The organism is Pseudonocardia sp. MH-G8 (assembly GCF_002262885.1).
In the GTDB taxonomy this organism is placed as follows: domain Bacteria; phylum Actinomycetota; class Actinomycetes; order Mycobacteriales; family Pseudonocardiaceae; genus Pseudonocardia.
The window spans coordinates 276,356-302,037 of the sequence record NZ_NKYF01000006.1; the positions used below are offsets into that span (position 1 = coordinate 276,356).

At 74.2% G+C, this 25,682-nt stretch carries 19 protein-coding genes; 6 read left to right on the forward strand and 13 right to left on the reverse strand.

Annotated features, from left to right (window positions below; all coding sequences use genetic code 11):
* Positions 1-293 precede the first annotated feature (293 nt).
* The 7 genes from CFP66_RS17460 to truB form a co-directional block, all read right to left on the reverse strand.
* A complete protein-coding gene (locus CFP66_RS17460) occupies positions 294-1,331 on the reverse strand; it encodes an ABC transporter substrate-binding protein (RefSeq protein ID WP_094925316.1) in 1,038 nt (345 codons plus the stop codon).
* A 57-nt stretch (positions 1,332-1,388) separates the two neighbouring features.
* On the reverse strand, positions 1,389-2,723 hold the full coding sequence (locus CFP66_RS17465; protein ID WP_094925318.1) for a pitrilysin family protein: 1,335 nt from the start codon (positions 2,721-2,723) through the stop codon (positions 1,389-1,391).
* Positions 2,720-4,975: a polyribonucleotide nucleotidyltransferase gene (locus CFP66_RS17470; protein ID WP_094925320.1), complete on the reverse strand. Its 2,256-nt coding sequence runs from the start codon at positions 4,973-4,975 to the stop codon at positions 2,720-2,722. The genes CFP66_RS17465 and CFP66_RS17470 overlap by 4 nt, the downstream gene beginning before the upstream one ends.
* Positions 4,976-5,171: 196 nt before the next feature.
* On the reverse strand, positions 5,172-5,441 hold the full coding sequence (gene rpsO, locus CFP66_RS17475) for a 30S ribosomal protein S15 (protein ID WP_094925322.1): 270 nt from the start codon (positions 5,439-5,441) through the stop codon (positions 5,172-5,174).
* Positions 5,442-5,571: 130 nt separating this feature from the next.
* Positions 5,572-6,081 carry a helix-turn-helix transcriptional regulator gene (locus CFP66_RS17480; protein WP_094925324.1) on the reverse strand — a complete coding sequence of 170 codons (510 nt, stop codon included), beginning with the start codon at positions 6,079-6,081 and terminating at the stop codon, positions 5,572-5,574.
* Between the two features lie 1,794 nt (positions 6,082-7,875).
* The gene (locus CFP66_RS17485) at positions 7,876-8,802 is read right to left on the reverse strand and encodes a bifunctional riboflavin kinase/FAD synthetase (RefSeq protein WP_198961509.1); all 927 of its coding nucleotides are present in this window, start codon (positions 8,800-8,802) and stop codon (positions 7,876-7,878) included.
* A gap of 177 nt (positions 8,803-8,979) precedes the next feature.
* Positions 8,980-9,855 carry a tRNA pseudouridine(55) synthase TruB gene (gene truB / locus CFP66_RS17490; RefSeq protein WP_233159499.1) on the reverse strand — a complete coding sequence of 292 codons (876 nt, stop codon included), beginning with the start codon at positions 9,853-9,855 and terminating at the stop codon, positions 8,980-8,982.
* Positions 9,856-9,937: 82 nt separating this feature from the next.
* Between truB and CFP66_RS17495 the strand changes: the two genes are divergently transcribed.
* Positions 9,938-11,578 (forward strand): ABC transporter ATP-binding protein, encoded by a 1,641-nt coding sequence (locus CFP66_RS17495; protein ID WP_094925328.1) that lies wholly within the window; start codon positions 9,938-9,940, stop codon positions 11,576-11,578.
* Positions 11,575-13,314 (forward strand): ABC transporter ATP-binding protein, encoded by a 1,740-nt coding sequence (locus tag CFP66_RS17500; protein WP_233159500.1) that lies wholly within the window; start codon positions 11,575-11,577, stop codon positions 13,312-13,314. The genes CFP66_RS17495 and CFP66_RS17500 overlap by 4 nt, the downstream gene beginning before the upstream one ends.
* 110 nt (positions 13,315-13,424) lie before the next feature.
* Here the strand turns inward: CFP66_RS17500 and CFP66_RS17505 are convergent, their stop codons facing one another.
* Entirely contained in the window at positions 13,425-14,117 is a 693-nt protein-coding gene (locus tag CFP66_RS17505) for a DUF5995 family protein (protein WP_094925330.1), read from the reverse strand.
* Between the two features lie 203 nt (positions 14,118-14,320).
* Here CFP66_RS17505 and CFP66_RS17510 point away from each other — a divergent pair, with 203 nt between their 5' ends.
* Entirely contained in the window at positions 14,321-14,947 is a 627-nt protein-coding gene (locus tag CFP66_RS17510; RefSeq protein WP_094925332.1) for a sigma-70 family RNA polymerase sigma factor, read from the forward strand.
* A gap of 14 nt (positions 14,948-14,961) precedes the next feature.
* Here the strand turns inward: CFP66_RS17510 and CFP66_RS17515 are convergent, their stop codons facing one another.
* The gene (locus CFP66_RS17515; RefSeq protein WP_158228127.1) at positions 14,962-17,940 is read right to left on the reverse strand and encodes a LuxR family transcriptional regulator; all 2,979 of its coding nucleotides are present in this window, start codon (positions 17,938-17,940) and stop codon (positions 14,962-14,964) included.
* A 144-nt stretch (positions 17,941-18,084) separates the two neighbouring features.
* On the opposite strand from CFP66_RS17515, the gene CFP66_RS47935 reads away from it, so the two are divergent.
* From CFP66_RS47935 to CFP66_RS17530, 3 genes are all read left to right on the forward strand, one after another.
* Positions 18,085-18,885, forward strand: a complete 801-nt coding sequence (locus tag CFP66_RS47935) for a DUF5995 family protein (RefSeq protein WP_158228128.1) — start codon at positions 18,085-18,087, stop codon at positions 18,883-18,885.
* Between the two features lie 43 nt (positions 18,886-18,928).
* Positions 18,929-20,605 carry an ABC-F family ATP-binding cassette domain-containing protein gene (locus CFP66_RS17525; protein WP_094925338.1) on the forward strand — a complete coding sequence of 559 codons (1,677 nt, stop codon included), beginning with the start codon at positions 18,929-18,931 and terminating at the stop codon, positions 20,603-20,605.
* A 112-nt stretch (positions 20,606-20,717) separates the two neighbouring features.
* The gene (locus tag CFP66_RS17530) at positions 20,718-22,367 is read left to right on the forward strand and encodes a PstS family phosphate ABC transporter substrate-binding protein (protein ID WP_143517284.1); all 1,650 of its coding nucleotides are present in this window, start codon (positions 20,718-20,720) and stop codon (positions 22,365-22,367) included.
* A gap of 16 nt (positions 22,368-22,383) precedes the next feature.
* On the opposite strand, the gene CFP66_RS47940 is transcribed toward CFP66_RS17530, so the two are convergent.
* From CFP66_RS47940 to CFP66_RS17550, 4 genes are all read right to left on the reverse strand, one after another.
* Positions 22,384-22,536, reverse strand: a complete 153-nt coding sequence (locus CFP66_RS47940) for a hypothetical protein (RefSeq protein WP_158228129.1) — start codon at positions 22,534-22,536, stop codon at positions 22,384-22,386.
* A gap of 80 nt (positions 22,537-22,616) precedes the next feature.
* On the reverse strand, positions 22,617-23,960 hold the full coding sequence (locus tag CFP66_RS17540) for an MATE family efflux transporter (RefSeq protein ID WP_094925588.1): 1,344 nt from the start codon (positions 23,958-23,960) through the stop codon (positions 22,617-22,619).
* On the reverse strand, positions 23,957-24,589 hold the full coding sequence (locus tag CFP66_RS17545; RefSeq protein ID WP_094925344.1) for a class I SAM-dependent methyltransferase: 633 nt from the start codon (positions 24,587-24,589) through the stop codon (positions 23,957-23,959). The genes CFP66_RS17540 and CFP66_RS17545 overlap by 4 nt, the downstream gene beginning before the upstream one ends.
* A gap of 98 nt (positions 24,590-24,687) precedes the next feature.
* Positions 24,688-25,671, reverse strand: coding sequence for a bifunctional oligoribonuclease/PAP phosphatase NrnA (locus CFP66_RS17550; protein WP_094925590.1), 984 nt, complete (start codon positions 25,669-25,671; stop codon positions 24,688-24,690).
* Positions 25,672-25,682: the final 11 nt, after the last annotated feature.

The window sequence follows — 25,682 nt, forward strand, 5'->3', positions numbered from 1 at the left end:
ACTGCGACATGATCGGTCCGAGATCGACCTCAGCGCCCCGTCGAGGGCGAACAGCTCGATCTCGCAACGATCAGCGCTCCGGTCCGGACGGACGGCGCGCTCGTTCATCCCCCGGCGGGGTGCGAGTCGCGCATCGGGCTCCTCGCGACCGTGCTCACGTACGTCTCGCACGCGGGCTGGCCGTCATGATCGCCAGGAGTGGTGTGAGGGCGTCAGATCTGTCGCCCTCACACCACTTTCGCTGATCAAGGCCGCCCGTTGCACGACCATCTGCCCGCGATCAGCGCGGCTGGTCAGACCGCGGGGACGGTCTCCGGGTTGCCGGCCACGGCCTTCTCCAGCAGCGGCACGAGGTTGTCGAGGACGTAGGGCAGGCTCAGCGGCGTGGTGAAGTAGATGGCGCCGGCCAGTACCGCGTCGGTGAACACGAGGTTCCCCTCGCGCACCGGCGTGAGCTGGCGGTAGACCGCCTGCTCCTCCAGCGCCGTGCGGGCCTCCGCGTCCTCGGTGGCCCAGATCAGCACGTCTGCGGCGTTGAGCGTGCCGAGCTGCTCGAGCGGGATCGACGCCTGGCCGAAGACGTCCGCGTCGGCCGGGACGAAGGGGTCCAGCGCGTCGGGGACCACGAACCCGAGGTCGGTGAGGAAGTTTGTGGACAGCCCCTCCGGGTAGGCGAGCGCCGCGCCGTTGTAGTACGGGGCCTGGAGGAAGATCGCGGGGGTGCCGGCGAACTGCGGGTGCTCCGCCGCGACCGCCGCGAACCGCGCATTGACCCCGTCCACGACCTCCTGCGCCTCACGTTCCCTGCCCAGCGCCCGCCCGATGTGCAGGGTCTGGCCGTCCCACGGGGAGAAGAAGGCCGTGGCCCCGGCCGGCTGCGCGATGGTGGGCGCGATCGCCGAGAGCCGCTCGTAGCTCGCCTGGTCCACACCGGCGTTGGTGGCCACGATGAGGTCGGGCTCCAACGCCGCGATCCGCTCGTACTGGAACCCGTCGTCGATGTTCAGCACCTCTGGCGCCGCGTCGCCCAGCTCGTCCTGCGCCCACGGCCAGGTGGCCGACGGGTGCTCGCCGTACCACTCGGTGACCCCGACCGGGGTCACGCCGAGCGACAGCAGGACGTCCTGTTCGGAGTACCCCGCCGAGACGATCCGCTGTGGCGCTGCGGGCACGACCGTGGCGCCGAACGCGTGCTCGACCGTGACGGGGAACGCGCCATCCCCGGCGGGCGCCGGGGGTGCGGGCTCCGAGGTGGGCGGTCCGGCACATCCGGCGAGCAGTGCCGCCACCACCAGTGCGACGGCGAACGCTCCCGACTTCCCTCTGCCCACGGCTGCTCCCCTTCGACGGTCCGAGGAGGTGAGCTTAGGCTGCCCTTTATCCGCGGGTCACGTCAGGGACCGCAGGCTGTCCGGCAACCGGGCCTCGTCGTCGTACGGGCCGACGACCGCCGCCGTGAGCGGAGCGGAGAGCAGCTCGCGGGCGAGCTCCGCGACCTGTTCGGGCGTGACCTCGGCGATGCGGTCCAGGCTCTCGGTGATCGTGCGCTGCCGGCCGTGGTCCAGCTCCGAGCGACCGATGCGGTTCATCCGCGACGGCGTGTCCTCCAGCCCGAGGACCAGGCCGCCTCGCAGGTTGCCCTGGGCACGGGTGACCTCGGCGGGGGTGAGACCGTCGGCCGCCACCTCCGCGAGCACGGCCCGCACGACCGTGGCGACCTCGTCGAGACGCTCCGGCGCGCAGCCGGCGTAGACCGAGAAGCTGCCCGCGTCGGCGTAGGTGGACAGGGCCGAGTACACCGAGTACGCGAGCCCGCGCTGCTCCCGGACCTGCTGGAACAGCCGTGAACTCGGCCCACCGCCGAGCGCGGTGTTGAGCACCAGGAGCACGCTGCGACGCGGGTCGTGCCGGGAGAGACCGGGGACGCCGAGCAGCAGATGGGCCTGCTCCGTGTCGTCGGGCCGCAGCATCATGCGAGGCCCGGACGCGAGCGTCGCCGGGGCCGGCCGGCGCGGGGGCACCGGCGCGACGTCGCCCGCACGGGCGGTGGCCGCCTCCAGCGCGGCGCCCACCAGCTCGACGACCTCGTGGTGCACCAGGTTGCCGGTCGCCGCCACCACCATCCGTGGCGTGGTGTACCGGCCGCGCCAGAACTCGTGCAGCGTGTGGCGGGTCATCGACCGGATCGACTCCTCGGAGCCGATCACGGGCAGACCCAGCGGGTGGTCACCGAACAGGGCCTCGTCGAACAGCTCGCCCAGCAGGTCCTCGGGGTCGTCGTCGCGCATGGCGATCTCCTCGAGCACCACCCCGCGCTCCACCTCGACGTCCGGCGGCGCCAGGGTGGCGTCGGTGACGACGTCGGCGAGCACGTCCACCGCGAGCGGCAGGTCGGTGTCGAGCACCTGCGCGTAGTAGCAGGTGTGCTCCTTCGCGGTGAACGCGTTCAGGTCCCCGCCGACGGCGTCGAACTCCTCGGCGATCGCCACGGCGCTACGCCGCTGCGTGCCCTTGAACAGCAGGTGTTCGAGGTAGTGGGCGGCGCCGGCCTGGGTCGGCGACTCGTCGCGCGAGCCGATGCCGATCCAGATCCCCAACGACACCGAGCGCACGCCCGGCACCGTCTCGGTGACGACGCGCAGGCCGCCGGGCAGTTCGGTCCTGGAGACGCCGCCGGGGGCGGAGGCCGAAGCCCCCGCCCCCGGCGTGAGAACACCTGTCAAGAGGGGGAGACCGCCTCGGCCTCGGCGTCGACCTCGGCGTCGGCAGGCGCGGCGGCGTCGGCAGTGCCGTTCTCCGACTCCTCGCCCACCGGGACCAGGCTGATCTTGCCGCGGTTGTCGATGTCGGTGACCTCGACGCGGAGCTTGTCGCCGACCTTGACGACGTCCTCCACCTTGGCGATGCGCTTGCCCTGTCCCAGCTTCGAGATGTGGACGAGACCGTCCTTGCCGGGCACCAGCGAGACGAAGGCGCCGAAGGCCGCGATCTTGACGACCGTGCCGAGGAACCGCTCGCCGATCTTCGGCAGCTGCGGGTTGGCGATCGCGTTGATCATGCCGATGGCCTCCTCCGCGGAGGGCCCGTCGGCGGCACCGACGTAGATCGTGCCGTCGTCCTCGATGGAGATGTCGGCGCCGGTCTTCTCGGTGATCGAGTTGATCATCTTGCCCTTCGGGCCGATGACCTCGCCGATCTTGTCGATCGGCACCTTGACCGCCGTGACGCGCGGCGCGAACTGGCTCATCTCGTCGGGCCGGTCGATCGCCTCGCCGATGACCTCGAGGATCGTCATGCGAGCGTCCTTGGCCTGCGACAGGGCCGCGGTGAGCACCTCGGACGGGATGCCGTCGAGCTTGGTGTCCAGCTGCAGCGCCGTGACGAACTCGGACGTGCCGGCGACCTTGAAGTCCATGTCGCCGAAGGCGTCCTCGGCACCGAGGATGTCGGTGAGCGCGACGTAGCGGGTCTGGCCCTCCACCTCGTCGCTCACGAGGCCCATCGCGATGCCCGCGACCGGCGCCTTCAGCGGCACACCGGCGTTGAACAGCGACATCGTGGACGCGCAGACCGAGCCCATCGACGTGGAGCCGTTGGAGCCCAGCGCCTCCGACACCTGCCGGATGGCGTAGGGGAACTCCTCGCGCGTGGGCAGCACGGGCAGCAGGGCCCGCTCGGCCAGCGCGCCGTGGCCGATCTCGCGGCGCTTCGGCGAACCCACCCGGCCGGTCTCACCGGTCGAGTACGGCGGGAAGTTGTAGTGGTGCAGGTAGCGCTTGTGCGTCTCCGGGCCGAGCGAATCGATCTGCTGCTCCATGCGCAGCATGTTCAGCGTGGTGACACCCATGATCTGGGTCTCGCCGCGCTCGAACAGCGCCGAGCCGTGCGCCCGCGGGACGACCTCGACCTCGGCCGACAGCGGCCGGATGTCGGTGATGCCACGGCCGTCGATGCGGACCTGGTCGCGCAGGATGCGCTGGCGCACGAGCTTCTTGTTCAGCGACCGGAACGCGGCGCCGAGCTCCTTCTCGCGGCCCTCGAACTTGCCCTCGAGGGAGGTGAGCACGGCGAGCTTGACCTCGTCGAGCTTCGCCTCGCGCTCCTGCTTCGGGCCGATCGTCAGGGCGGCGGCGAGGTCCTTGCTGCCCTCCGCCTCGACGGCCTCGAAGACCTCGGGCTGGTACGCGGGGAACGTCGGGTAGTCGCGCGTCGGCTTGGCGGCGACGTCGGCCAGCTGCTGCTGGGCCACGCACAGGCTGCGGATGAACGGCTTGGCCGCCTCCAGCCCGGCCGCCACGACCTGCTCGGTGGGCGCCTGCGCGCCACCGGCGACGAGCTCGACGGTCTCGGTGGTGGCCTCGGCCTCCACCATCATGATCGCGACGTCGTCGCCGACCACGCGACCGGCGACGACCATGTCGAACACGGCGCGCTGCAGGTCCTCGTGCTGCGGGAACGCGATCCACTGGCCGTCGATCAGCGCGACGCGGACGCCGCCGATCGGGCCGGAGAACGGCAGCCCCGACAGTTGGGTGGACATCGACGCGGCATTGATGGCCAGCGCGTCGTAGGGGTCCTGCGGGTCCAGGCTCATCACGGTGACGACGATCTGGATCTCGTTGCGCAGGCCGTCGACGAACGACGGGCGCAGCGGCCGGTCGATCAGGCGGCAGGTGAGCACCGCGTCGGTGCCCGGGCGGCCTTCCCGGCGGAAGAACGAGCCGGGGATCTTGCCGATGGCGTACATCCGCTCCTCGACGTCCACCGTGAGGGGGAAGAAGTCGAAGTGCTCCTTGGGGTGCTTCGACGCCGTGGTGGCGGAGAGCAGCATGGTCTCGTCGTCGAGGTACGCGACGACGGATCCGGCGGCCTGGCGCGCGAGGCGCCCGGTCTCGAACCGGATGGTGCGGGTGCCGAAGCTGCCGTTGTCGATCACGGCAGTGGTCTCGTGCACGTCGTCCATGGGGTCGGTCATGTGGTCCTTCTCTGTGCGTGTGACTCCACGCCGCAGCGGCGGATCCCGGCCGAGCCGGTCTTCGATCGAAGCCCTCGGGTTCTTGTCCACCCGGGAGCCACTACCGAGGACCGGCGGATCGTCTGCCGGCGGGGCATGGCGTCGTTCCAGTTGTGACGCCGGCCCGGATCCTCGTCGGATCCGGGCCGGCGGTGTGTCAGCGGCGGAGGCCGAGGCGCTCGATCAGGGACCGGTAGCGCGCGACGTCCACCGACGCGAGGTACTTGAGCAGCCGGCGGCGGCGGCCGACCAGCAGCAACAGTCCGCGCCGCGAGTGGTGGTCGTGCTTGTGCATCTTGAGGTGTTCGGTGAGGCCGATGATCCGCTTGGTCAGCAGCGCCACCTGCGCCTCGGGCGAACCCGTGTCGCCCTCGTGGACCCCGTACTCGTCCAGGACGCTCTTCTTGGTTGCGGCGTCGAGTGCCACGTGCTCCTCTTTCCTTCTGCTGTGCCGTGAAGCCCGCTCCCCGCGAAGGGGGCGGAAGACGGTGCACGGCCGCCACGGACTGCAGCCGGACCCAGTACGCCACGTTACCAGTGGGCCGTGTTCACGCTGCTCACGCCCCCGGCCGGCTCGCTGCCTGGCGCAGCACCTCGGCGAGCTCCGGGAACGAGGGTCCCAGCGCCGCCGCCGCCGCGGCCAGCCGGGCCGGGTCGCTGACGCCGCGCAGCGCCGCGGCCGCCGTGCCGTCCGACGCGGCGCGCCGAGCCCGCCGGGCCGCCGTGCGGGGCCCGTTCCACTGCCAGCGCGCCCGGGAGATCTCCCCGAGCAGGACCTCGACCGCCCGCGGGTCGGGCACGCTCGGCAGCCCGTGGCACCGGTGGTCCAGCATCAGCATGCGGGCCAGCACGGCCGGATCACCGATCTTCACCCGACGCGCGCTCACCAGCTGGCTGAGCATCGCCGGGCTGATCCCCAGGGTACGGGCCAGGCGCGCCTGGGAGATGCCCAGCGCGCCGGTGAGGCGGCGCACGCGGTCACCGAGGGGGGCGCCGTACAGCTCGCGCTGCCGCTCCCGGTTCTCGATCAGCCAGGCGCTCGTCGCCTCGCCGCCCGCATCCGCCATGAGGAGGATGCTCGCAAGGCACGACCCCTCCCCGTGGGCGAACGGCGAAACTGGTGCTTCCCGCCGGAAAGTCGTCGGGGTGTCGGCGGCACGGGAGGCCGACCTCGTGATCGGCACTTCGGCGCGTTCGCGGGTCGAATCGAGCCTGTTGCCGAATCGGTCACGGCCCGCACCGCGGACGCTGCGTCGATCACGGCCCACGGTGGCCGGTCGATCGCCGCTCACGACCGTCCGCCCAGGGTCGACGCTGCTGGTCGGGACGCGGCGCGCTGATCGATCCGATCAGTACCTGGCGGCGGGTGCTGCGACGGTGACGTACTTGTCGGAGCGATCACGGCCACGTGATCGCTCCGAGCAGTACCTGGGTGCTGTCGCGACGACGACGGCGTACGTGTCGGGCCGAGCAGGGCCAGGTGATCGATCCGATCAGTACCTGCGTGCGGGCGCGACGACAGTGGCGTACATGTCGGGCCGAGCAGGGCCAGGTGATCGGCCCGAGCAGTGCGCGGGTGCTGCCGCGGCGACGTCAGGTGCTTCTCGCAGCGATCACCATCCGGCATCCACGGGCCCAGCTCGGCAACGCTCGATCTGTCGACCTCGCACCATTTTCGCTGATCACGGCCACCTCGCGTCCCGGGACGCGCCCCGTGCATGATCAATGAGACGTGAGAGGGGTCTGCTGGAGATCAAACCCCGCTGAGGTCTCGCTCGTGGCGGACGTGGCCGTCCAGGTTCCGCGTCCCGCGCCCGTTGCACGACCACGTAGACGTGAGAGGGGTTGGGGGAAGATCCAACCCCGCTCACGTCTACATCGTCGTGGAATCTCCTGCGGGCGCGCCGTTCCCGGCTCGCGACCACTGCCTCACACCCCGGCCCTGGTCTTCGGCGTAGTCGGCCGGGTTCCCCCTGCTCCTCCCGTCGGCGGGGTGGCCGGGTTGGCAGCACTGCCGAATATCGGGGTTGGGTGGGCGGCCGTCCCCGGCGCGGGCCCAGGCCTGTCCGCGACGAGCCCGCCCCGCTGCGTGCTCGCGCACCTTGCGGTGGTCCCGATCCACCCCCTCCCGGTGACCATCGGGCCGGTTCGCGACGCGTCCACCTCTCATGATCGGCGGGATCGAGACATGGGCTGCAGGGGGAAGCCTGTTGCCGGATGGGTCAGGCCCGTACCGCGGGCGCTGCTCGATCACGAGCAGATGGCGGTCGGTCGATCTTCGGCCACGACCCTCCGCCCATGATCGACGCTGCCGGTCGGGACGTGGCCCGCGGTGATCGATCTGATCAGCACCTGGGAGCGGGTGTGACGACGGTCGCGTACGTGTCGAGGTGATCAGGGCCTGGTGATCGGTGCGAGCAGTGCGTGGGTGCTGTCGCGGCGACGTCAGGTACTTCTCGGGGTGATCAGCACCGGGTGATCGGTCCGAGCAGTGCGTGGGTGCTGTCGCGGCGACGTCAGGTACTTCTCGGGGTGATCAGGACCGGGTGATCGGTCCGAGCAGTGCGTGGGTGCTGTCGCGGCGACGTCAGGTACTTCTCGGGGTGATCAGGGCCGGGTGATCGGTCCGAGCAGTGCGTGGGTGCTGTCGCGGCGACGTCAGGTACTTCTCGGGGTGATCAGGGCCGGGTGATCGGTCCGAGCAGTGCGTGGGTGCTGTCGCGGCGACGTCAGGTACTTCTCGAAGCGATCACCACCGGGCATCCGACACCCGATCCGGCCACACGCTCGATCCGCCCGCTTTCGCGCCGAAGCATCGATCTTGACCGCTCGCCGGCGAGCGCGCGTGGTCGCCGGACCGGTCAGGGAGCGAGCAGCTCGCGGGTGCGGGCGACGTCCCGGTGCATCTGCGCAACGAGCGCGTCGACGTCGGCGAACCGCTCCTGGCCGCGCAGCCGGTGCTCGATGTCGAGGGCGACCTCGAAGCCATAGAAATCCTCGTCGACGTCGAGCACGTACGCCTCGACGGTGCGTTCCTTGCCCGAGAACGTCGGGTTGGTGCCCACGGAGATCGCCGCCGGCAGGCTGCGCTCCCCGATCACGAACCGCCCCGCGTAGACGCCGTCGGCGGGCAGCGCGGAGTAGGACACCGTTGCGAGGTTGGCGGTCGGGAACCCGAGGTCGCGGCCGCGGCGATCACCGTGCACCACCACACCCTCGACGCGGTGCGGCCGGCCGAGCGCCGCCGCCGCGGCAGCCATGTCGCCCGCGTCGATGCACGCGCGGATGTAGGTGGACGAGAACGTGATCCCGTCGTCGGTGATCAGCTCCAGGCCTTCGACTCCGAACCCGAACCGCTGCCCCAGCTCGGTGAGCAGCGCGACGTCCCCCGCCGCCTTGTGCCCGAACGTGAAGTTCCGCCCGACCACGACGTCGGCGGCGTGCAGCCGCTCCACCAGCACCTCGTGCGCGAACTCGGGGGGCGCGGTGCGCGCGAGCTCCAGCGTGAAGGGGAGCACGAGGAACGCGTCGACGCCGAACCCGGCTACCAGGTCCGCGCGGCGCGGCAGTGTGGTCAGCCGCGCCGGGTGGCTGCCGGGGCGCACGACCTCGGCAGGGTGCGGGTCGAACGTCACGAGCACGGTGGGGAGCCCGCGCGCCCGCCCCCGCTCCACCGCACGGCCGATCAGCTGCTGGTGCCCGCGGTGCACGCCGTCGAACACGCCGACGGTGACGACGCTGCGGCCCCAACCGGTGGGAACGGCCTCCAGCCCACGCCAGCGCTGCACGGTCGCGAGCCTACGGAACGCCGCTCGCACCACCGCGAGCGGTAGTGCCCACGCCCGGCACACCGAATCCGGTGCCCGCACACCGACTGCAGTCGGTGTGCGGACGCGGCGATCGGTGTGCGAGCCCCGGATCATGGGTCCCCATCCCCGCCGAGCCGCGATCTGCGGGCGGGGAGGTCACGTCGCCGCGGGGGCCAGGACCACCAGCGGACGGGCCCGGTCGTCGCGGTCGGCCACCAGGGCCAGGGCGCGGCCGTCGGGGGCGAAGACGCCGTACGTGCCGCTCGTCCCGGTGGCGGGCAGCGGGCGCCCGTGGGAGATGTCGGCGGCGAGCGCCGCGTCGAGGTCGCGGCGGGGGAAGGCCAGCGCAACCGCGTCGTCGAGCGGGACGACCGCGCTCGCGTCGGCCTCCAGCGTCTCGAGCGTGCTCGCGTGCTCGAGGGCGAACGGCCCGACGCGGGTGCGGCGCAGCGCCGTGAGGTGCCCGCCGACGCCCAGTGCGGCGCCCAGGTCACGCGCCAGCGCGCGGACGTAGGTGCCCGAGGTGCAGCTCACGGTCACGTCCAGGTCCGCGCCGCGGCGCTCCAGCAACGTGAACTCCGTGACGGTGACGGGCCGCGCGGCCAGCACGACCTCCTCCCCCGCCCGGGCCAGCGCGTAGGCGCGCTTCCCGTCGACCTTGATGGCGCTCACCGTGCTCGGGACCTGCTCGATCGGGCCAGTCAGGGCCGTCATGCCCGCGGCGATCGCGGCGTCGGTCACCCCGCTCGCGTCGGCCGTGGCCAGCACCTCGCCCTCGGCGTCGTCGGTGCGGGTGGACGCGCCGAGCCGGATCGTGGCGGTGTAGGCCTTGGTGTCCAGCGCCAGGTGCCCGAGCAGCTTGGTGCCGCGGCCGACCCCGCACACGAGCACGCCCGTGGCCATCGGGTCGAGCGTGCCGGCGTGCCCGATCTTGCGCGTGCGCAGGATCCGGCGCAGCCGTGCGACGACGTCGTGCGACGTCAGGCCGGAGGGCTTGTCCACGACGACGAGTCCGGGAGCGGGGATGTCCACCACCTGATTCTCGCAATGTGCGTACCGACCGTCGGAGGCGCCGGTTACCGTCACCGCGGACAGCGGTTCAGGGGGCCTGCAGATGTCGACCACAACGGTCACCGCGGGTGCCGTGCTGCGCCGCGGGGCGGGCGCGCGCCCCCGCGATCTCGTCGCCGCGTCGCTGCTGGTGGGGGTGCACCAACTGGCCGAGGCCGCGGTGCCCGTCACGGTCGGCTGGGTGATCGACCTCGCCGTGGTCACCGGCGACACCGGCGCGCTGCTGCGCTGGCTCGCGGTGGTCCTCGGGGTGTTCGTGGTGCTCTCCACCAGCGCGCTGGGCGGCTACTGGCTGGCCCGGCGCACCGAGCTGCTGGCCGCCCACCGGCTCCGCATGGACGTCACCGCGCGCGTGCTGCACCCGGCGGGCGGTGCACCCGGGCGCTCCGGCGAGCTCGTGAGCACCGCGGGCGCGGACGCCGACCGCGCGGCGCTCGTGTGCCAGGTGATCTGGGGCGGCTCCGCTGCCCTCGCCGCGCTCGCGGGCGGCGCCGTCGTGCTGCTCGGCTCGTCCGTGGTCCTCGGGCTCGTCGTGCTCGTCGGGGTGCCGCTGGTGTTGCTCGCGTCCCGGTTGCTGGCCCGGCCGCTGGTCGGGCGGGCAGAGGCGGAGCAGTCCGCGCTCGCCGCTGCCACCGGCGTGGCCACCGACGTCGTGAGCGGGTTGCGCGTGATCAAGGGCATCGGTGCCGAGCAGGCCGCCACCGGGTCCTACCGCAGCGCCAGCCGGTCCGCACTGGCGGCCCGCCTCTCCGCGGCGCGCCTCGAGGGCGGCTACCTCGGCGCCACCAACGTCATCACCGGGCTCTTCCTCGTGGTCGTGGCGTGGGTCGGGGGCCGGCTCGCCCTCGACGGCGCCATCAGCATCGGCGAGCTGGTCGCCGGCGTCGGGCTCGCGCAGTTCCTCATCGGGCCGCTCGAACGCCTCACCGAGATCGGCACCGTGCTGGCGGGCGCCCGGGGGTCGGCCCGCCGCGTGGCCATCGTGCTGGACGCTCCCCCCACGGTCCGCGAGGGTGCCGGTGCGCTGCCCGAGCACCCGGCGGGCGCGCTGCGCGTGCGCGTGCCCCGCGGACCCGCCGTCGACGTGGCGGCCGGCGAGCACCTCGGGATCGTCACGCTGCAGGCGGCCGACGCCGCGGCGCTGCTCGACGCGCTGGCCCGCGACAGCGACGCCGAGGTGGTCCTCGACGGCGAGGACCTGCGCGAGGTCACCCTCGACCACGCCCGCCGCGCGGTGCTGGTGGCACGGCACGAGGCCACGCTGTTCGAGGGCACGGTCGCCGACAACACCGGCCGCGACCCCGGCGCCCTCGCCGCCGCGGCCGCGGACGAGGTCGTCGACACGCTCCCGCACGGCCTCGACAGCGAGGTGGCCGAGCGGGGCCGCACGCTGTCCGGCGGGCAACGCCAGCGGATCGGGCTGGCCCGGGCGCTGGCCGCGCGCGCGTGCGTACTCGTGCTGCACGACCCCACCACCGCGGTCGACGCCGCCACCGAGCACCGGATCGCCGCGGGCGTCTCGGCGCTGCGGGCGGGGCGCACCACGGTGCTCGTGGCGTCGAGCCCGGCGCTGCTGGCCCGCTGCGACCGCGTGCTGCTGGTGGACGGGGGCGCGGTGGTCGCGTCCGGCACGCACGCCGAGCTGGTGTCCGACCCCCGCTACCAGCGGGCGGTGCTGGCGTGACGAAGCCCGGCGCGGCGCCGACGCTGCTCCCCATCGCCACGTCCGCCCGCACCCGCAGGGCGCTCGCCGGGCTCGTCCGGCCGCACCGCGCGCTGCTGGCCGGCACCGTCGTCACGCTCGTGGCGGCCTCGGTGGCGGTGCTGGTGGTACCCGCGCTGCTCGGCCGGATCGTCGACGCCGTGATCTCCCGCGGCGTCGCCGGACTCATCGACACGCTCGCGCTCGGCATCCTCGTCGCGCTCGTGGCGCGGGCCCTGCTGGCGGCACTCGGCTCGGTGCTCGTGGCTCACCTGGGCGAGCTGGTCCTCGCCGCCCTGCGCGAGAACGTCGTGCAACGCGCCCTCGACGTGCCGCTGGCCGACGTCGAGCGGGCCGGATCCGGCGACCTGCTGCAGCGGGTCGGCGGCGACATCGCCGTGATCTCCGAGGGCGTGCGGCGTGCGCTGCCCACCGTCGTGATCTCGCTGCTCGACGTCGCGCTCACGCTGGTCGGGCTCACCGTGCTCGACTGGCGCCTGGCGCTCGCCGGCCTGGCACCCCTGCCGATCTGGATCCTGGTGGGCCGCTGGTACCTGCGGACGTCGGGGCGCCTCTACGCGGCCGAGCGGGTGGCCGAGGGGGTGCGCACGCAGTCGCTGCTCGCCGGGGTCGGCGGGGCCGCCACCGTCCGCGCCTTCCGCAGGCGCGCCGCCCAGCTCGCCCGGATCGAGCGGCACTCCACCTCGGCGGTCCGGGCCTCGGTGCGCGCGTCCACCGCCGAGTCCCGGTTCGGGCTCGTGATGAACGGCGCCGAGCTGGTCGGTGTGCTCTCGATCCTCGTCACGGGCTTCCTGCTGGTGCGGGCCGACGCCGTGACGGTCGGCGCGGCCACCGCGGCCGCGCTGTACTTCCTGCGGCTGTTCGACCCGATCGGGATCATGCTCTACCTGCTCGACGAGGCACAGTCCGCGGGCGCAGCGTTGGCACGCCTGGTCGGGGTGACCGACATGCCCACCCCTCCCGGGCCACAGGCGCCGCGCATCCCGCGGGACGCCTCCGTGCACCTGCGCGGCATCCGGCACGCCTACGACGCCGGCCCCGAAGTGCTGCACGGCGTGGACCTCACGATCGCGCCGGGCGAGCGCGTGGCCGTGGTCGGGGCCAGCGGCGCGGGCAAGACCACGCTCGGCGGCATCCTCGCCGGCGTGCACACCCCCACCGCAGGCACCGTCGAGATCGGCGGCGTCCCGCTGGCGGAGATCGCGCAGCTACGCCGGCACGTCGCGCTCGTCACCCAGGAGGTGCACGTCTTCGCCGGCACCGTGGCCGACAACCTGCGGCTGGCCCGCCCGGACGCCACCGACGCCGAGCTCGCCGCGGCCCTGCGCACCGTCGCGGCGCCGCTGGCGCTCGCCGATGTGGTCGGCGACGGCGCCGACGAGCTCTCCGCCACCCGCGCCCAGCAGCTCGCGCTCGCCCGGCTGGTGCTCGCCGACCCCGCCGTCGCCGTGCTCGACGAGGCCACCGCGGAGGCCGGCAGCGCCGGTGCGCGCACCCTGGAGCACGCCGCCGCAGCCGCCCTCGCCGGGCGCACCGCGGTGGTGATCGCCCACCGGCTCACCCAGGCCGCCGACGCGGACCGGGTCGTGGTGCTGGACAAGGGACACATCGTCGAGTCCGGGCCGCACGAGGAACTGGTGGCCGCGGGCGGCAGCTATGCCGCGCTGTGGGCGGCCTGGGCGGCACCCCGCAGCTGAACGGTCCGGGGTACCGCAGGCGGCGACGGCGCACTCGCGGCCCCGGTGGTTGATCGTTGCGAGATCGCGCTGTCCGATGGATCTCGCAACGATCTCGCGGCCGGGAACATCTAGCCGGGCCCGAGGAGCGCGCTCGCGACCAGCGCGGCGTGCCCGTCCAGCGCCGCGCGTTCCTTCTCCGCCTCCGACGGGCGCCCCCGGACCGCCCACAGGTGCTCGGCGCGACGCCAGTGCTCACCCCGGCTCCCCAGCAGGATGAGGTCGCGGGCGTCGGCGCGGGTGAGGGGATCGGCGTCCGCCGCGACGGCCGTGACCGCATCGGCGATCAGGCCCACGACGTCCTGCACCACCGCCCGCTCGGCCCGCCCGGGCGCCCGGCCGAGCACCGTGCACGCGCTCACGACGGCCGGGGCGAGGTCGTAGCCGACGAGCGCGTGCGCACCCGCCAGCGTCGTGCGGACGGGATCGGCTCCCGCCTCCCACCGGTCGAGCACCACCTGCCACACGCGCGGCACCGACCCGGGGCGTGCGTGGGCACGCACGGCCCGCAGGTAGCGCCGCACGACCTCGGCGAGCAGCGCAGAGCGGAACTCGCGGGCCGCGTCCGGGGGTCCGTCGTCGGCGGCCTCGGCGATCGCCGTCAGTACCCGCCCGACCGGGCCCGCCCCGTGTCCCCTGGCCCGCTCGTCGGCGCCGGCCTGCAGCCGCACCACTGCCTCGGCCAGACCACCTGCGCGCGGGTAGGGCCGGTGGACGCCGTTCGGGCCCGTCCCGACCACCCCCGCGCCGATCGCTTCGACCACCGTTCCTCCTCGCCGAGGCACTGGATGGCCTCCGGTCCCCGGCGGTTGCCGGCCACGAGGAGAGGACGCGGACCCCGCCGCTGATACGCGCGGCCGCGATGTAAGGCGTCCGCGCGGCCGGATATAGGGCGTTGACCTGACGACACCCACCCCGCGCCCCCGCGAGGCTGGCCCGGCCCCGACCACCCCGTGAGGAGTCTGCGATGACCGCACCTGCCCGCACCGGCGCCGCGAACGGCGAGCTGCTGCGGTCGGCGGGTCGCGGCGACGAGCAGGCCTGGACCGAGATCGTGCTGCGCTACGAGGGCATGGTCGGCGCGATCGTGCGGTCCTACCGCATGCAGGACGCCGACGCCCGCGACGCCGAGCAGCGCACCTGGCTGCGCCTGGTCGAGCACCGGGGCGCGGTGCGCGACCCGGAACGGCTCGGCGGCTGGCTGGCCACCACGGCCTCCCGTGAGTGCCTGCGGATCCTGCGGGAGAACCGGGCCGTCGTCTCCGACGAGCTCGACGCGGTCCCCGACGCCGTCCCGGCGGTCGAGGACCAGGTCGTGGACGCCGACACGGTCTCCCGGCTGTGGACCATCGTGTCGGACCTGCCGCCCCGAGGCCGCACGATCATGAGCGAGCTGTTCGCCGAGAACCCGCGCCCCTACGCCGAGGTGGCCCGCGACACCGGTATCCCGATCGGGAGCCTCGGCCCCAGCCGCGCCCGCCTCATCGAGCGGGTGCGGCGCACGTTCGACATGGGCACGCCGGACACGGGAGCGCCCGACACCGCACGACCCGACACGAGCGCGCCCGATACCCGCACGCCCGCTCCGGCGTGACGCGGCTCCCCGGGTCAGCGCCCGTTCGGACGTGCGCGGAACAACACTGCGCTCGCCTGCACCCGGCTGTGCACGCCGATCTTCGCGTAGATGCGGGTGACGTGGACGCCCACGGTCTTCTCGCTGATGAACAGCCGCTGCGCGATCTCGCGGTTGGTGTGCCCGCCTGCCAGCTCGGTGAGGACCTCGAGCTCCCTGGCGGTGAGGGCGGCCAGCTCGTCGTCGGGGGCGGGGGCGGCCGGTGGCTGCGCGGGGTCGGGCAGCCGGACGACGTCGTCGAGCCGCACCCGGGCCCGCTCGGCGAGGTCCGCGATCTCCGCGAGGAACGGGGTGGCGGCCAGGTCCCGCGCCACCTCTCCGGCGTGGCGCAACGATTCAGCGGCCGCGGCCGACTGGGACCGGCTGCTGAGCAGCGCCTCGGCCCGTCGCAGGTGGGCGTAGGCGGCGGGGTAGGGCTGCCGGTGCGCCCGCCAGACCTCCGCGACGTGCTCCCACGCCTGCGGGTCGGAGCGCTGCGCGGCGCGCCCGTCCTCGGCCGCCGACATCGCCACGAACCCGAGCACGACCTCGCGCACCGCCGGCACCGAGGACGCCGCGCTGCGGGCCAGCTCGTCGGCGTGGCGGCGCAGCCGGGCGACGATGGCGTCGTCCGCGCGGCGCATCCCCAGCCGCGTGAGCTCGGCACGGGCACGGGCGCCGTGCCAGACGAGCGGCGCCACCAGCCACACGTCGTCCGAGCCCTGCTCCACGACGTCGAGCCCCACGGCCACGTGGTCGAGCGCCACGTCGGGACGCCCCTGCCACATCGCGAGCCCGGCCCGCAGGGTGAGCAGCGGGAGCCGGTAGCGCGGGCCCGCGGTGGCCGCCGACAGCGCCTCGACGGCCTCCAGGTCGTCCTCGGCGGCGTCGAAGCGGCCGCGCCCGGTGTGCAGCCGGGCCCGGGCCAGCCGCAGTTCCAGCGCCTCCGCCCCGCTGGGGGCGAGCTCCCACGCCTCGGCGATCGTGGCGTCCGCCTCGTCCCAGCGCCCGATCCGGAACATCCCGTTCGCGGCCACGGAGAGCAGACCGGCGCCCGCGCTGCGGGCGAGCCCGAGCTCCCGCGCCCGCTCGATCCCGGCCCGCGCGATCGCGATGCCCCGGTCCAGCTCGTTCAGCGGACCGGACAGCAGCTCGGCGAGGCTGCGGTGCGCCCGCATGATCCCGCTCGGCTCGCCGGCCCGCTCGGCCACCGCGATCGACTCGCGCAGCGCCGCCTCACCCGCCTGCGCATCCTCCCGGTAGGCGAGGCTGAAGCCGAGCGTGGCGAGGGCCCGCGCCTCCTCCGCGGCGAGGCCGGCCCGCCGGGCGGCCGTCAGCGCACGCCCGGCCGCCTCGTGGGCTCCGGCGAAGTCGCCCGCCGTCCACAGCGCCCACGCGTGCCCGCCGAACACCTCGGCCCGCTCGGGTTCGGCACCGGTGGCCGGCAGCGCCGCGGTGGCCCGGCCGAAGGCTTCGGCGGCCTCCCTGCCGCGGCCCGCCGCCACGAGGTAGCGACCGGTGCGGGCGTGCAGCAGCGCGGCGTCGAGGTCGTGGGCGAGGTCGGACGGATCGGACGGTTCCAGGAGGTCGAGCCGCTCGGCCAGCAACGCCACCGCCTGGTCGGCGTCCCCGGCAAGGTGCGCCGCCTCGGCCGCCCGCTCGAGGCAGGTGGCCCGCGGCACCGGCGCCCCGTCCAGCTCCCCGGCCAGCTGCGCGGCACGCAGCCAGTGCCGGTGCGCCTCCGCGTAGCCCCGCACCCGGTCGGCGGCCTCGGCGGCCGCCACGGCGGCGGCGCCCGCGCGCTCCCGGTCGCCCGCGCCGTACCAGTGGTGGGCGAGGCGGGCATCCACACCCGGCAGCTCGCGCGCCCACGCGCTCTCCAGCCCCGTGGCGTAGCGGTGGTGCAGGTCCATCCGCTCCCCGGGCAGCAGCTCCCCCACCACCACCTCGGTCATCAGGCCGTGGCGCAGGCGGTACCCGTCCACGGCACCGTCCACCTCCACGACGCCGGCGTCCACGGCCTCCCGCAGGGCGTCGAGCAGCCACGATCCGCCCCACGGCTCGCCACCGAGCACGGCGTCGAGCAGCCGGTGCGGCAACGGGCCCTCGCACATCCCGACCGCGCGCACCGCCCGTAGCGCCGGGGGCGAGAGCCGGGCGATGCGGTGGAGCACCAGCTCGCGCAGCGTCGTGGGCAGGGCGGTCGGGTCGCCGTCGAGGGCCGCGCGCAGGGTCTCCTCGGCGATGAACGCGTTGCCCGCCGAGCGCGTCCAGACCAGGTCGACCAGGTCGGGCCGGTCGGGGGCGCCTGCCTGCACCAGCGCCGCGACGTCGGGGCGGCGCAGCGGTGCCAGGTCGATGCCGCGCACCTGCCGGTGCCGGGAGAGCTCGCGGATCGTCGTGCGTGCCGCGGTGGCCTCCGCGCCGGGCTCGGTGCGGTGCGTGGCCACGAGCAGCAGCCGCTCGTCGGGCAGGTTCGCCACGAGGTAGGCCAGCAGGTCCAGCGTGGAGCGATCCGCCCACTGGACGTCCTCCACGACGAGCACCAGGACCGACTCGGTGGCCAGCCGCAGCACCACGCGGTGCAGCAGCTCCAGGGTCTGCACCCGCGCCACCGCGGCGGGCACCGGGGCGCGCAGGGCGAGCAGCTCGTCCAGCTGGTCGGACCAGGGTGCCAGCAGCCGGCGGGCCGGCTCGCCGACGGCGGAGCGCAGCATCGTGCGCAGGGCTGAGGCCACCGGCCAGAACGGAGGGCTCTCCGCGATGTCGGACGCGCCACCCAGCAGCACGGTGGCGCCGGCGTCGTGAGCGCGCCCGACGAGCTCCTGCACCAACCGCGTCTTGCCCACACCGGCGTCCCCGGTGAGGAAGATCGTGGCCATCCGCCGCTGCCGGACGGTCTCGAGCGCGGCGACCAGCGCGCCGAGCTCGTCCTCCCGGCCGACCAAGGGGCTCACCGGCCATCGCTCGGTCACGCCTGGTGACGTTAGTGTGCGGCTGTTGCGGTGACCAGGTCGGCACCCTCTACACGTATCAGGGCCGCCGTCGCGTGCTCCTCGCCGCGGACCGCCGGCGAGAGGGCGGCCGCGAGAGGAGCAGGTGTGGGGAGCAGTGGGATCGTGACCAGGGGGCGGGAGCCGGCCGTCGGGCTCAGGCCGGATGGTCGAGGAAGTACGCAGCGCCTCGCCGAGCTGGCCGGCGACCGGCCTGCCGGTTCGATCGCGGAGGTCGTCGAGCGGCTGGCGGCGATCCGCGACCACGCCGTGAGCACGTCGTTGCTGGGCGAGGGCGACGGGATCGCGTCGTTCTCGACGCTGTACCACATCATCACGCGCCGGATCGGGGAGATGGCCGAGGGGGGCGAGTTCCGTTCCACCGACTTCCTGGTGCGCCTGGACATCGAGTTCGCGGAGCGCTACTTCCAGGCGCTGCGCAGCTACGCCCGGGACCTCTCCTCGCCCCCGCGCGTCTGGCGCGTGCTGTTCGACAACCGCAGCGACCCGCATGTGGCCCCGGTGAACTTCGCCGTGGCCGGCGTCAACGCGCACATCAACTTCGACCTGTCGTGCGCGCTGATCGCCACCTGGCGCCACATCGCGCCGGACGGCGAGGGCGAGGACGGCGCCCAGTTCCACGACTACCGGCTCGTCAACGAGGTGTTCGAGGCCGAGATGGACCCGCTGCGCGAGGACCTCGACTCCCTGCTGTCGGCCGGCCCCGACGGCGCGATCTGGGATCGCGCGGCGAACTGGATGGCGGACCTGGTCATCCGGTTCACCCGCGACCTCGCCTGGAACGAGGCCGATCGGGTGTGGGGCCTGGGGGCCACCCCCGAGGTGTGCGCGGCATCGGAGGAGCGCCTCGACGTGATGGCCGCGTTCGTGGGCGAGCGCCTGCTGCGCAACCCGTTGCCGGTCTGATACCCGCTCGACCGCGGGCACCCCGAACCCCCACCATCACCGCGTGGGCCACATCGAGGCGATGGCGGTCGGGCACCGGCTGCCCGACGGCCGCACCCTGTTCTCCGACGTCTCCTTCCGCGTGGGTGACGGCGCCAAGATCGCCCTCGTCGGGCCCAACGGCGCCGGGAAGACCACCCTGCTGCGGATGGTCGCCGGCGAGCTGACACCGGTGGCCGGCAGCATCGCGCGCAGCGGCGGGCTCGGTGTCATGCGCCAGTTCATCGGCTCGATCGACGACGGTTCGACCGTGGCCGACCTGGCGCTCTCGCTGGCCCCGCCCACCGTGCGGGCCGCCGGGGAGCGGCTGCGCGCGGCCGAGCGCGCCCTCGACGAGACCGAACGCTCCCAGCTGCGCTACGCCGACGCGCTCGCCGGGTGGGGGGAGGCCGGCGGCTACGGCGCCGAGGTGGAGTTCGACACCGCCGCCGTCGCCGCGTTGGGCCTGCCGTGGGAGCAGGTGCGCGACCGCCCGGCGGCAACGCTGTCCGGTGGCCAGCAGAAACGGTTCGCCCTCGAGCTGCTCCTGCGCGGGCCCGACGAGGTGCTGCTGCTCGACGAGCCGGACAACTTCCTCGACGTCCCCGGCAAGCGCTGGCTGGAGGCGCGTCTGGACGAGTCGGTCAAGAGCGTGCTCTACGTCAGCCACGACCGCGAGCTGCTCGCGCGCACGGCCCAGCGGGTGGTGACGGTCGAGGCCGGCTCCGTCTGGGTGCACCCGGGCGGCTTCGCGTCCTGGCACGCCGCGCGCGTGGCCCGCCACGACCGGCTCGACGAGCAGCGCCGCCGCTGGGACGAGGAGCGTGAGAAGCTGGAGCGGCTCGTCGTCCACTACCGGACCAAGGCCTCCCACAACGACTCCATGGCGTCGCGGCTGCAGGCCGCACGCACCCGGCTGGCACGCTTCCTCGACGCGGGCCCGCCCCCGGAGAAGCCGCGCGAGCAGAACCTGCGGATGCAGCTGCGCGGGGCCCGGACGGGCAAGCGGGCCGTGGTCTGCGAGCAGCTGGAGCTCGACGGCCTGACCTACCCGTTCGACCTGGAGGTCTGGTTCGGTGACCGGGTGGCGGTGCTGGGCGCCAACGGCACCGGTAAGTCGCACCTCCTGCGGCTGTTGGCCCGCGGTGGCACCGACCCGGAGCCCGCCACGGTGCCGGCGAGCGGGCGCGCGCTCGCCCCCGTGGCCCACGGCGGCACCGCCCGGCTGGGCGCGCGCGTGCGCCCCGGACACTTCTCCCAGACCCACGACCGCCCCGAGCTGAGCGGCCGCACGCCGTTGGACGTCCTCGTCGAGGGCGACGCCGACCGGCCCGGGACCACGCGCGGCGACGCGATGAAGGCCCTCGCCCGCTACGAGCTCGCGGGCCAGGCGGAGCAGCCGTTCGCCACGCTGTCCGGCGGGCAGCAGGCGCGGCTGCTGGTCCTGTTGCTGGAGCTGTCCGGCGCCACGCTGCTGCTGCTCGACGAGCCCACCGACAACCTCGACCTCGCCTCCGCCGAAGCCCTCGAGCAGGCGCTCGAGGCGTTCGAGGGCACGGTGCTCGCGGTGACGCACGACCGCTGGTTCACCCGGACGTTCGACCGGTTCCTGCTGGTCGGCGGGGACGGCGAGGTCCGCGAGACCCCGGAGCCGGTGTGGGAGTCGCACGACCGCACGACGTCGGCGGTCCCGTCGCGGTAGCCGGCCGAACCGATCACGGTCGGGTGATCGACCGGATCTATGCTGCGGCACGACCGAGCCGGGCGACCAGACGGGGTGGGCTGCGGAGTTGGCGGCTGTGTGGGATGCGCTCGTGTCCGTTCTGCAGGCGTTCGGGCTGACCGGGCTCCTCGTCACCCTGGGGCTGGCCGTCCTCGCCCTGCTCACGCGGCTCTACGTGGGGCGCAGGCGGCTGGTGTGGGAGGAGGAGCTCAACACCAAGATCGGGATGGAGCCGTTCGGCCCGCACGACTCCTCGCCGGCGCTCGCGCAGTTCAACTCCGTCACGGTGCTGGTCGTCAAGTTCCGCAACGCCGGCTGGAGCACGATCCCCGAGACCGCCTACCGCACGTTGCCGCAGGTGTCGCTCGACGGCCGGTTCATCGTCGACTTCCGGGTCTCGCAGCCGTCGCTCATCGCGCTGGACAACGAGATCCAGTGGGGGATCGACTCCGGCGGCCGCGCCGACGAGGGCGCGGAGCGCACCGGCTGGGTCGTGTGCCCGAGCGGCCGCGACCAGGCGGAGGCACTCCGGCACGGCCTCGTCCGCACGGCATTGCGCCAGACCCTGCCGGACTCCCTCAACGACGCCGGAGCCGGCGGTCTCGACCCCGCCGCACGCGACCGGCGACGGGTCCTCATCCTCCCGCCGCTCACGATCCCGCCCGGCGGCCAGTTCCGGCTGGTCATCTGCTGCCGCGACGACGACCCGGGAAGCCGGAAGCGCGACTACACCGTCGACGGCGCCGTGGACAACGTGCTGCCCGCCGACCGGCGGATCGTGGAGCGGGGTCGCAAGCGCCGGATCGTCACGCTGACGCGGGCGCTGGTCGCCTCGGTCGTCGTGCTGGCGGTGGCGCTCGTGGTCGCGATCGCGGTGCCCCGCACCCCTCCCCCGTTCTGCGGATCCGGCCCTTTGACGGTCACCGGCTCCAGCGCGTTCGTCCCCGTCGTGGCGGAATCCGCCCGGCCCTACCTCGCCGCCTGCCCCGGCACCTCGGCCACCACCACCGTGTCGACGAGCCGTGAAGGCATCCGCTCCCTGCTCGCACCGGGCGCGGACAGGGACGCGACCCTCGCCCTGTCCGACGGTGTGGCGGACGACCCGAGCGGTCAGCTGCAACGCCAGGCGATCGCCGTTCTGATCTACGCGGTCGTCGTCAACGACGATGCCGGCGTCGACCGGCTCTCGACCGCGCAGATCCGGTCGATCATGTCGGGCGCGGTGACGTCCTGGGACCAGCTCGGCGGCGCGCCGGTGCCCGTCCGGATCGTCGGCCGCGGCCCGGACTCGGGCAGCCGGGAGGCCTTCGAGCGCTACGTCCTGCAAGGCGGTGCCGAACCGCGCGAATCGTCCAACGACTGCCTGGAGCGCGACCGGGTGCCGAGCGATCCGGTCGTCCGCTGCGAGCGGGCCACCACCGACGAGGTGCTGCGGCAGGTCGCCGCGGTGCCCGGGGCGATCGGCTACGCCGACGCCGAGGCCGCCGGCGCGTATCCCGGCCTGGTCGCGGCCTCGATCGACGGCGCCGAGGCCTCCCAGGGCAGTGCCCGCACCGGCTACCCGTTCTGGACGGTCGAGTACGCCTACACCTACGGGCGGCCGCGCCCCGGGGGCGTGCTGCAGCGGTTCCTCGAGCACCTGTCCGGCGACGCCACGGCCCGGCTGATCAGTGAGGCCGGTTACGAGCCGTGCGTGCTGTTCGACCGCAGCCTCGACCCGCTGTGCGTGGCCGATCGCTGAGCCAGGCGACCGCGGCCTACACCAGCTGCGTGAAGAACCGGATGATCGACTCGGCGCCGTTGCGGAGCAGCGTGCCGATGTCCTGCACGGTGCCGGCGGCGCTGTCCGGGCTCACGAAGACCCAGAAGACGAGCAGTGCGATCACGAGGAGTCCGACGATTCTCTTCACGTGCACCCGATCCGTGGCCCGCAGGGTTGACGATGGCAGTTCCTGTTTACCGCACGTGGCCGCGCGGCAGGTACCGACACTCAGGCGCGGACCGCGCCGGTGACGATCCACCGGTCGCTGCGGGCACGCAACCCCACGGCCACGAGCCGGAGCAGCATGAACGCCGTGAGACCCGACCAGATGCCCGCAAGGCCCCACCCGAATGCCAGCGACGCCCAGATCGGGGGCAGGAACCCGATCACGGCCGCCGCCAGCGTGGACGTCCGCAGGAACGCCGCGTCCCCCGCGCCGAGCAGCACCCCGTCCAGGGCGAACACCACCCCGGCAACCGGCTGCATCGCGGCGAAGAACCACCAGGCGATCGGCACGACCGCCAGCACCGCGGGGTCGGGTGTGAACACCGGCGGCAGCACGGGGATCAGCGCCGCGAACAGCACCCCGAACCCGATGCCGAGCACCAGCCCGTAGCGGGCCACCTGGCCGGCGAGCGCCCGCGCCCGCTGCGCACCCCGATCGGGCGAGCCGAGCGCGGCGCCGACCAGCGCCTGGGCCGCGATCGCCACCGCGTCGAGCACGAGCGCCTGGAAGAACCACAGCTGCAGCACGATCTGGTGCGCGGCGGCTGTTGCGGCCCCGAACCGCGTGGCGACCGCGGCCGCCGACAGGAAGCACGCCTGGAAGGCGAGGCTGCGGGCGAGCAGGTCGCGCCCGAGGGCGAGCTGCGCGCGCAGCACCACCGGTGCCGGGCGCAGCGACACCGCCTCCGCCCGCGCCGCCCGTACCAGCGCGACGAGGAACAGCGTGGCGGCCACCGACTGTCCGGCGACGTTCGCGAAGGCCGACCCGACCAGGCCGAGGCCGGGCCACTCCCCCAGTCCGTGCACCAGCACGGGGCAGCACACCGCCGACAGCACGTTGCCGGCGAGCACGATGCGCAGCGGCCGCGCGGTGTCCTGCACACCCCGCATCCAGCCGTTGCCGGCCAGCGTGACCAGCACCATCGGCGCCCCCCACAGGGCCACCCGCAGCCAGGACGTGGCGGCATCGGCGATCGCGCCGCCGTCACCGAGGACCTCCGCCACCGGCCGGGCCAGCAGCTGCCCCACCCCGAGCACGAGCAACCCGACGCCGAGAGCCAGCCAGGTGGCCTGCACGCCCTCGCCGACCGCGTCCCCGCTCCGGCCGGCGCCGTGCAACCGGGCCGCACGGGCCGTGGTGCCGTAGGACAGGAAGTTCAGCTGGCTGGTGACCTGGGCGAACACCACCGCGGCGACGGCCAGCCCTGCGAGTGACACCGCGCCGAGGCGCCCGACCACCGCGGTGTCGACGAGCAGGTAGAGCGGCTCGGCCGCCAGCACGGGCAGCGCGGGCGCGGCGAGCCGCAGCACCTCGCGCAGCGGCACCCGGTCGGACGCGGCCGTCATCCCCGTGGCGCGAGCGGCCGCCGGCACACGTAGACGAACGCGGGTGGCAGGTTGCGCCACACCGTGGCGGTGACCTGCACCTCCTCGAAGGTGGAGCGCAGGGTCCGGCGGAACCGGCGGGCGGCGGAGAGGGTCATCCCGTGCAGGTAGGCGAACGTGGTGAACGCGCCGGTGTCGCCGATGGCGTGGCTGATCTCGCTCAGCAGGCGCGTCTGCGTGGCGTCGTCGAACAGGGCCCAGGGCAGCCCGCAGATGATGGCGTCGGCCCGCGGGATGCCGCGCTCGGCCAGCAGGTCCCCGAGGTCGGCGGCGTTGCCCGGCACGACCTCGAGGTTCGGGCGGGTGCGGCGCAGGTAGCCGACCATGTCCGGGTCCAGCTCCACGGCGAGGTGCCGGGCGTCCGGGGGCAGCTTCTCGGCGATCACGGCACTCACCGCTCCCGTGCCGGGGCCCAGCTCCACCACCACCGGCTTCCCCGTGCGCGGCACCACCGACGCGAGTACCGCGCCCAGCCGGGGCGAGCTCGGCGCGACCGCACCCATCGTCGCCGGGCGCCGGACCGCCGCCGCGAGGAAGGCCCGGCGCGCGGACCGCCCGTCGGCTCCGGTGGCCGGGGTGTCGGACGTCATCGAATGCCCTCCGCTCGTCACGGCGCCACCGTATCGGGCGGGCCCGACCGGTCGGCCGGTCATGTTCTGCAGCCGCTGCACGTGCGTAGCCCTCGCCACTAGACGAGAGCCGCGCGGATCCCCGCGAGGACCTCCTGCTCGGTGCCCTCCCGCGTGAACCCGGCAGCGGCGCGGTGCCCACCGCCGCCGAGCGCGGTGGCCGCGGCGGCGACGTCGACCCTGCCCGTCGAACGCAGCGAGACCACGAACCGGGCCGGTGCGACCTGCTTGAGGACCGCCGCGACCTCGGCCTCCTGCGCGGTGCGCAGGACGTCGACGACGCTGTCGATCTCCTCGGGCCGGAAGCGCCGGACGTCCTCCAGCGGGATCGTGGTGTGCACCAGACCCGTGGGCTCGAGCACCGCCCGCCCGAGCGCGGCCGACAGCCCCGCGAACCAGGCGAACGGGTGCTCGTCCATCAGCGCCCGCGCCAGGACGGCCGGCTGCGCGCCGGCCTCCACCAGCTCGGCGGCCAGCCGGTGCGCGTCGGCGCCCGCGGTCCGGAAACCCCGCGTGTCGGTGACGAGCCCGGCGTAGAGGCAGCGGGCGACGTCGGCGTCGAGCCGCGCACCCATCTCGACGAGCACCCGGTGCGCGAGCACCACCGTGGCCTCCGCGGCCGGATCCAGCACCTGGATCTCACCGAAGCCGGGGTTGGTGCCGTGGTGGTCGAGCATGACGGTGCAGCCGGCGGTGTCCAGCAGCCGGGCCAGCGACCCGAGCCGGGCGGGCTCCGCCGCGTCACAGGAGACCAACACCTCCGGGGCGGCCGAGACCGCGTCCGGGGCGACCACGAGGCCCAGCACGTCGAGCGCGGCCAACGACTCCGGCACCCGGTCCGGGCTCGCGAAGGACACCTCGACTTCTGCGCCCCGGCGGCGCAGGGCGATGCCGAGCGCCAGCGCGCTGCCCAGCGCGTCGGCGTCCGGGTCGACGTGCGCGAGCAACGTGACCTGCGTGGCGCCGACGAGGACCTCGGCGGCGTCGGACACCCTGCGCGCCAGGGCGCGGTCGGCCTCGAGCACGGCCAAGGCGCGCTGCATCGCGGGGTCCG

Bases quoted from the DNA above. Each gene is read 5' to 3' on its own strand.
- CFP66_RS17470 (WP_094925320.1), bottom strand. From the start codon at position 4,975: ATGACCGACCCCATGGACGACGTGCACGAGACCACTGCCGTGATCGAC.
- CFP66_RS17480 (WP_094925324.1), bottom strand. From the start codon at position 6,081: ATGGCGGATGCGGGCGGCGAGGCGACGAGCGCCTGGCTGATCGAGAAC.
- CFP66_RS17495 (WP_094925328.1), top strand. From the start codon at position 9,938: ATGTCGACCACAACGGTCACCGCGGGTGCCGTGCTGCGCCGCGGGGCG.
- CFP66_RS17510 (WP_094925332.1), top strand. From the start codon at position 14,321: ATGACCGCACCTGCCCGCACCGGCGCCGCGAACGGCGAGCTGCTGCGG.
- CFP66_RS17540 (WP_094925588.1), bottom strand. From the start codon at position 23,960: ATGACGGCCGCGTCCGACCGGGTGCCGCTGCGCGAGGTGCTGCGGCTC.
- CFP66_RS17545 (WP_094925344.1), bottom strand. From the start codon at position 24,589: ATGACGTCCGACACCCCGGCCACCGGAGCCGACGGGCGGTCCGCGCGC.
- CFP66_RS17550 (WP_094925590.1), bottom strand. From the start codon at position 25,671: ATGCAGCGCGCCTTGGCCGTGCTCGAGGCCGACCGCGCCCTGGCGCGC.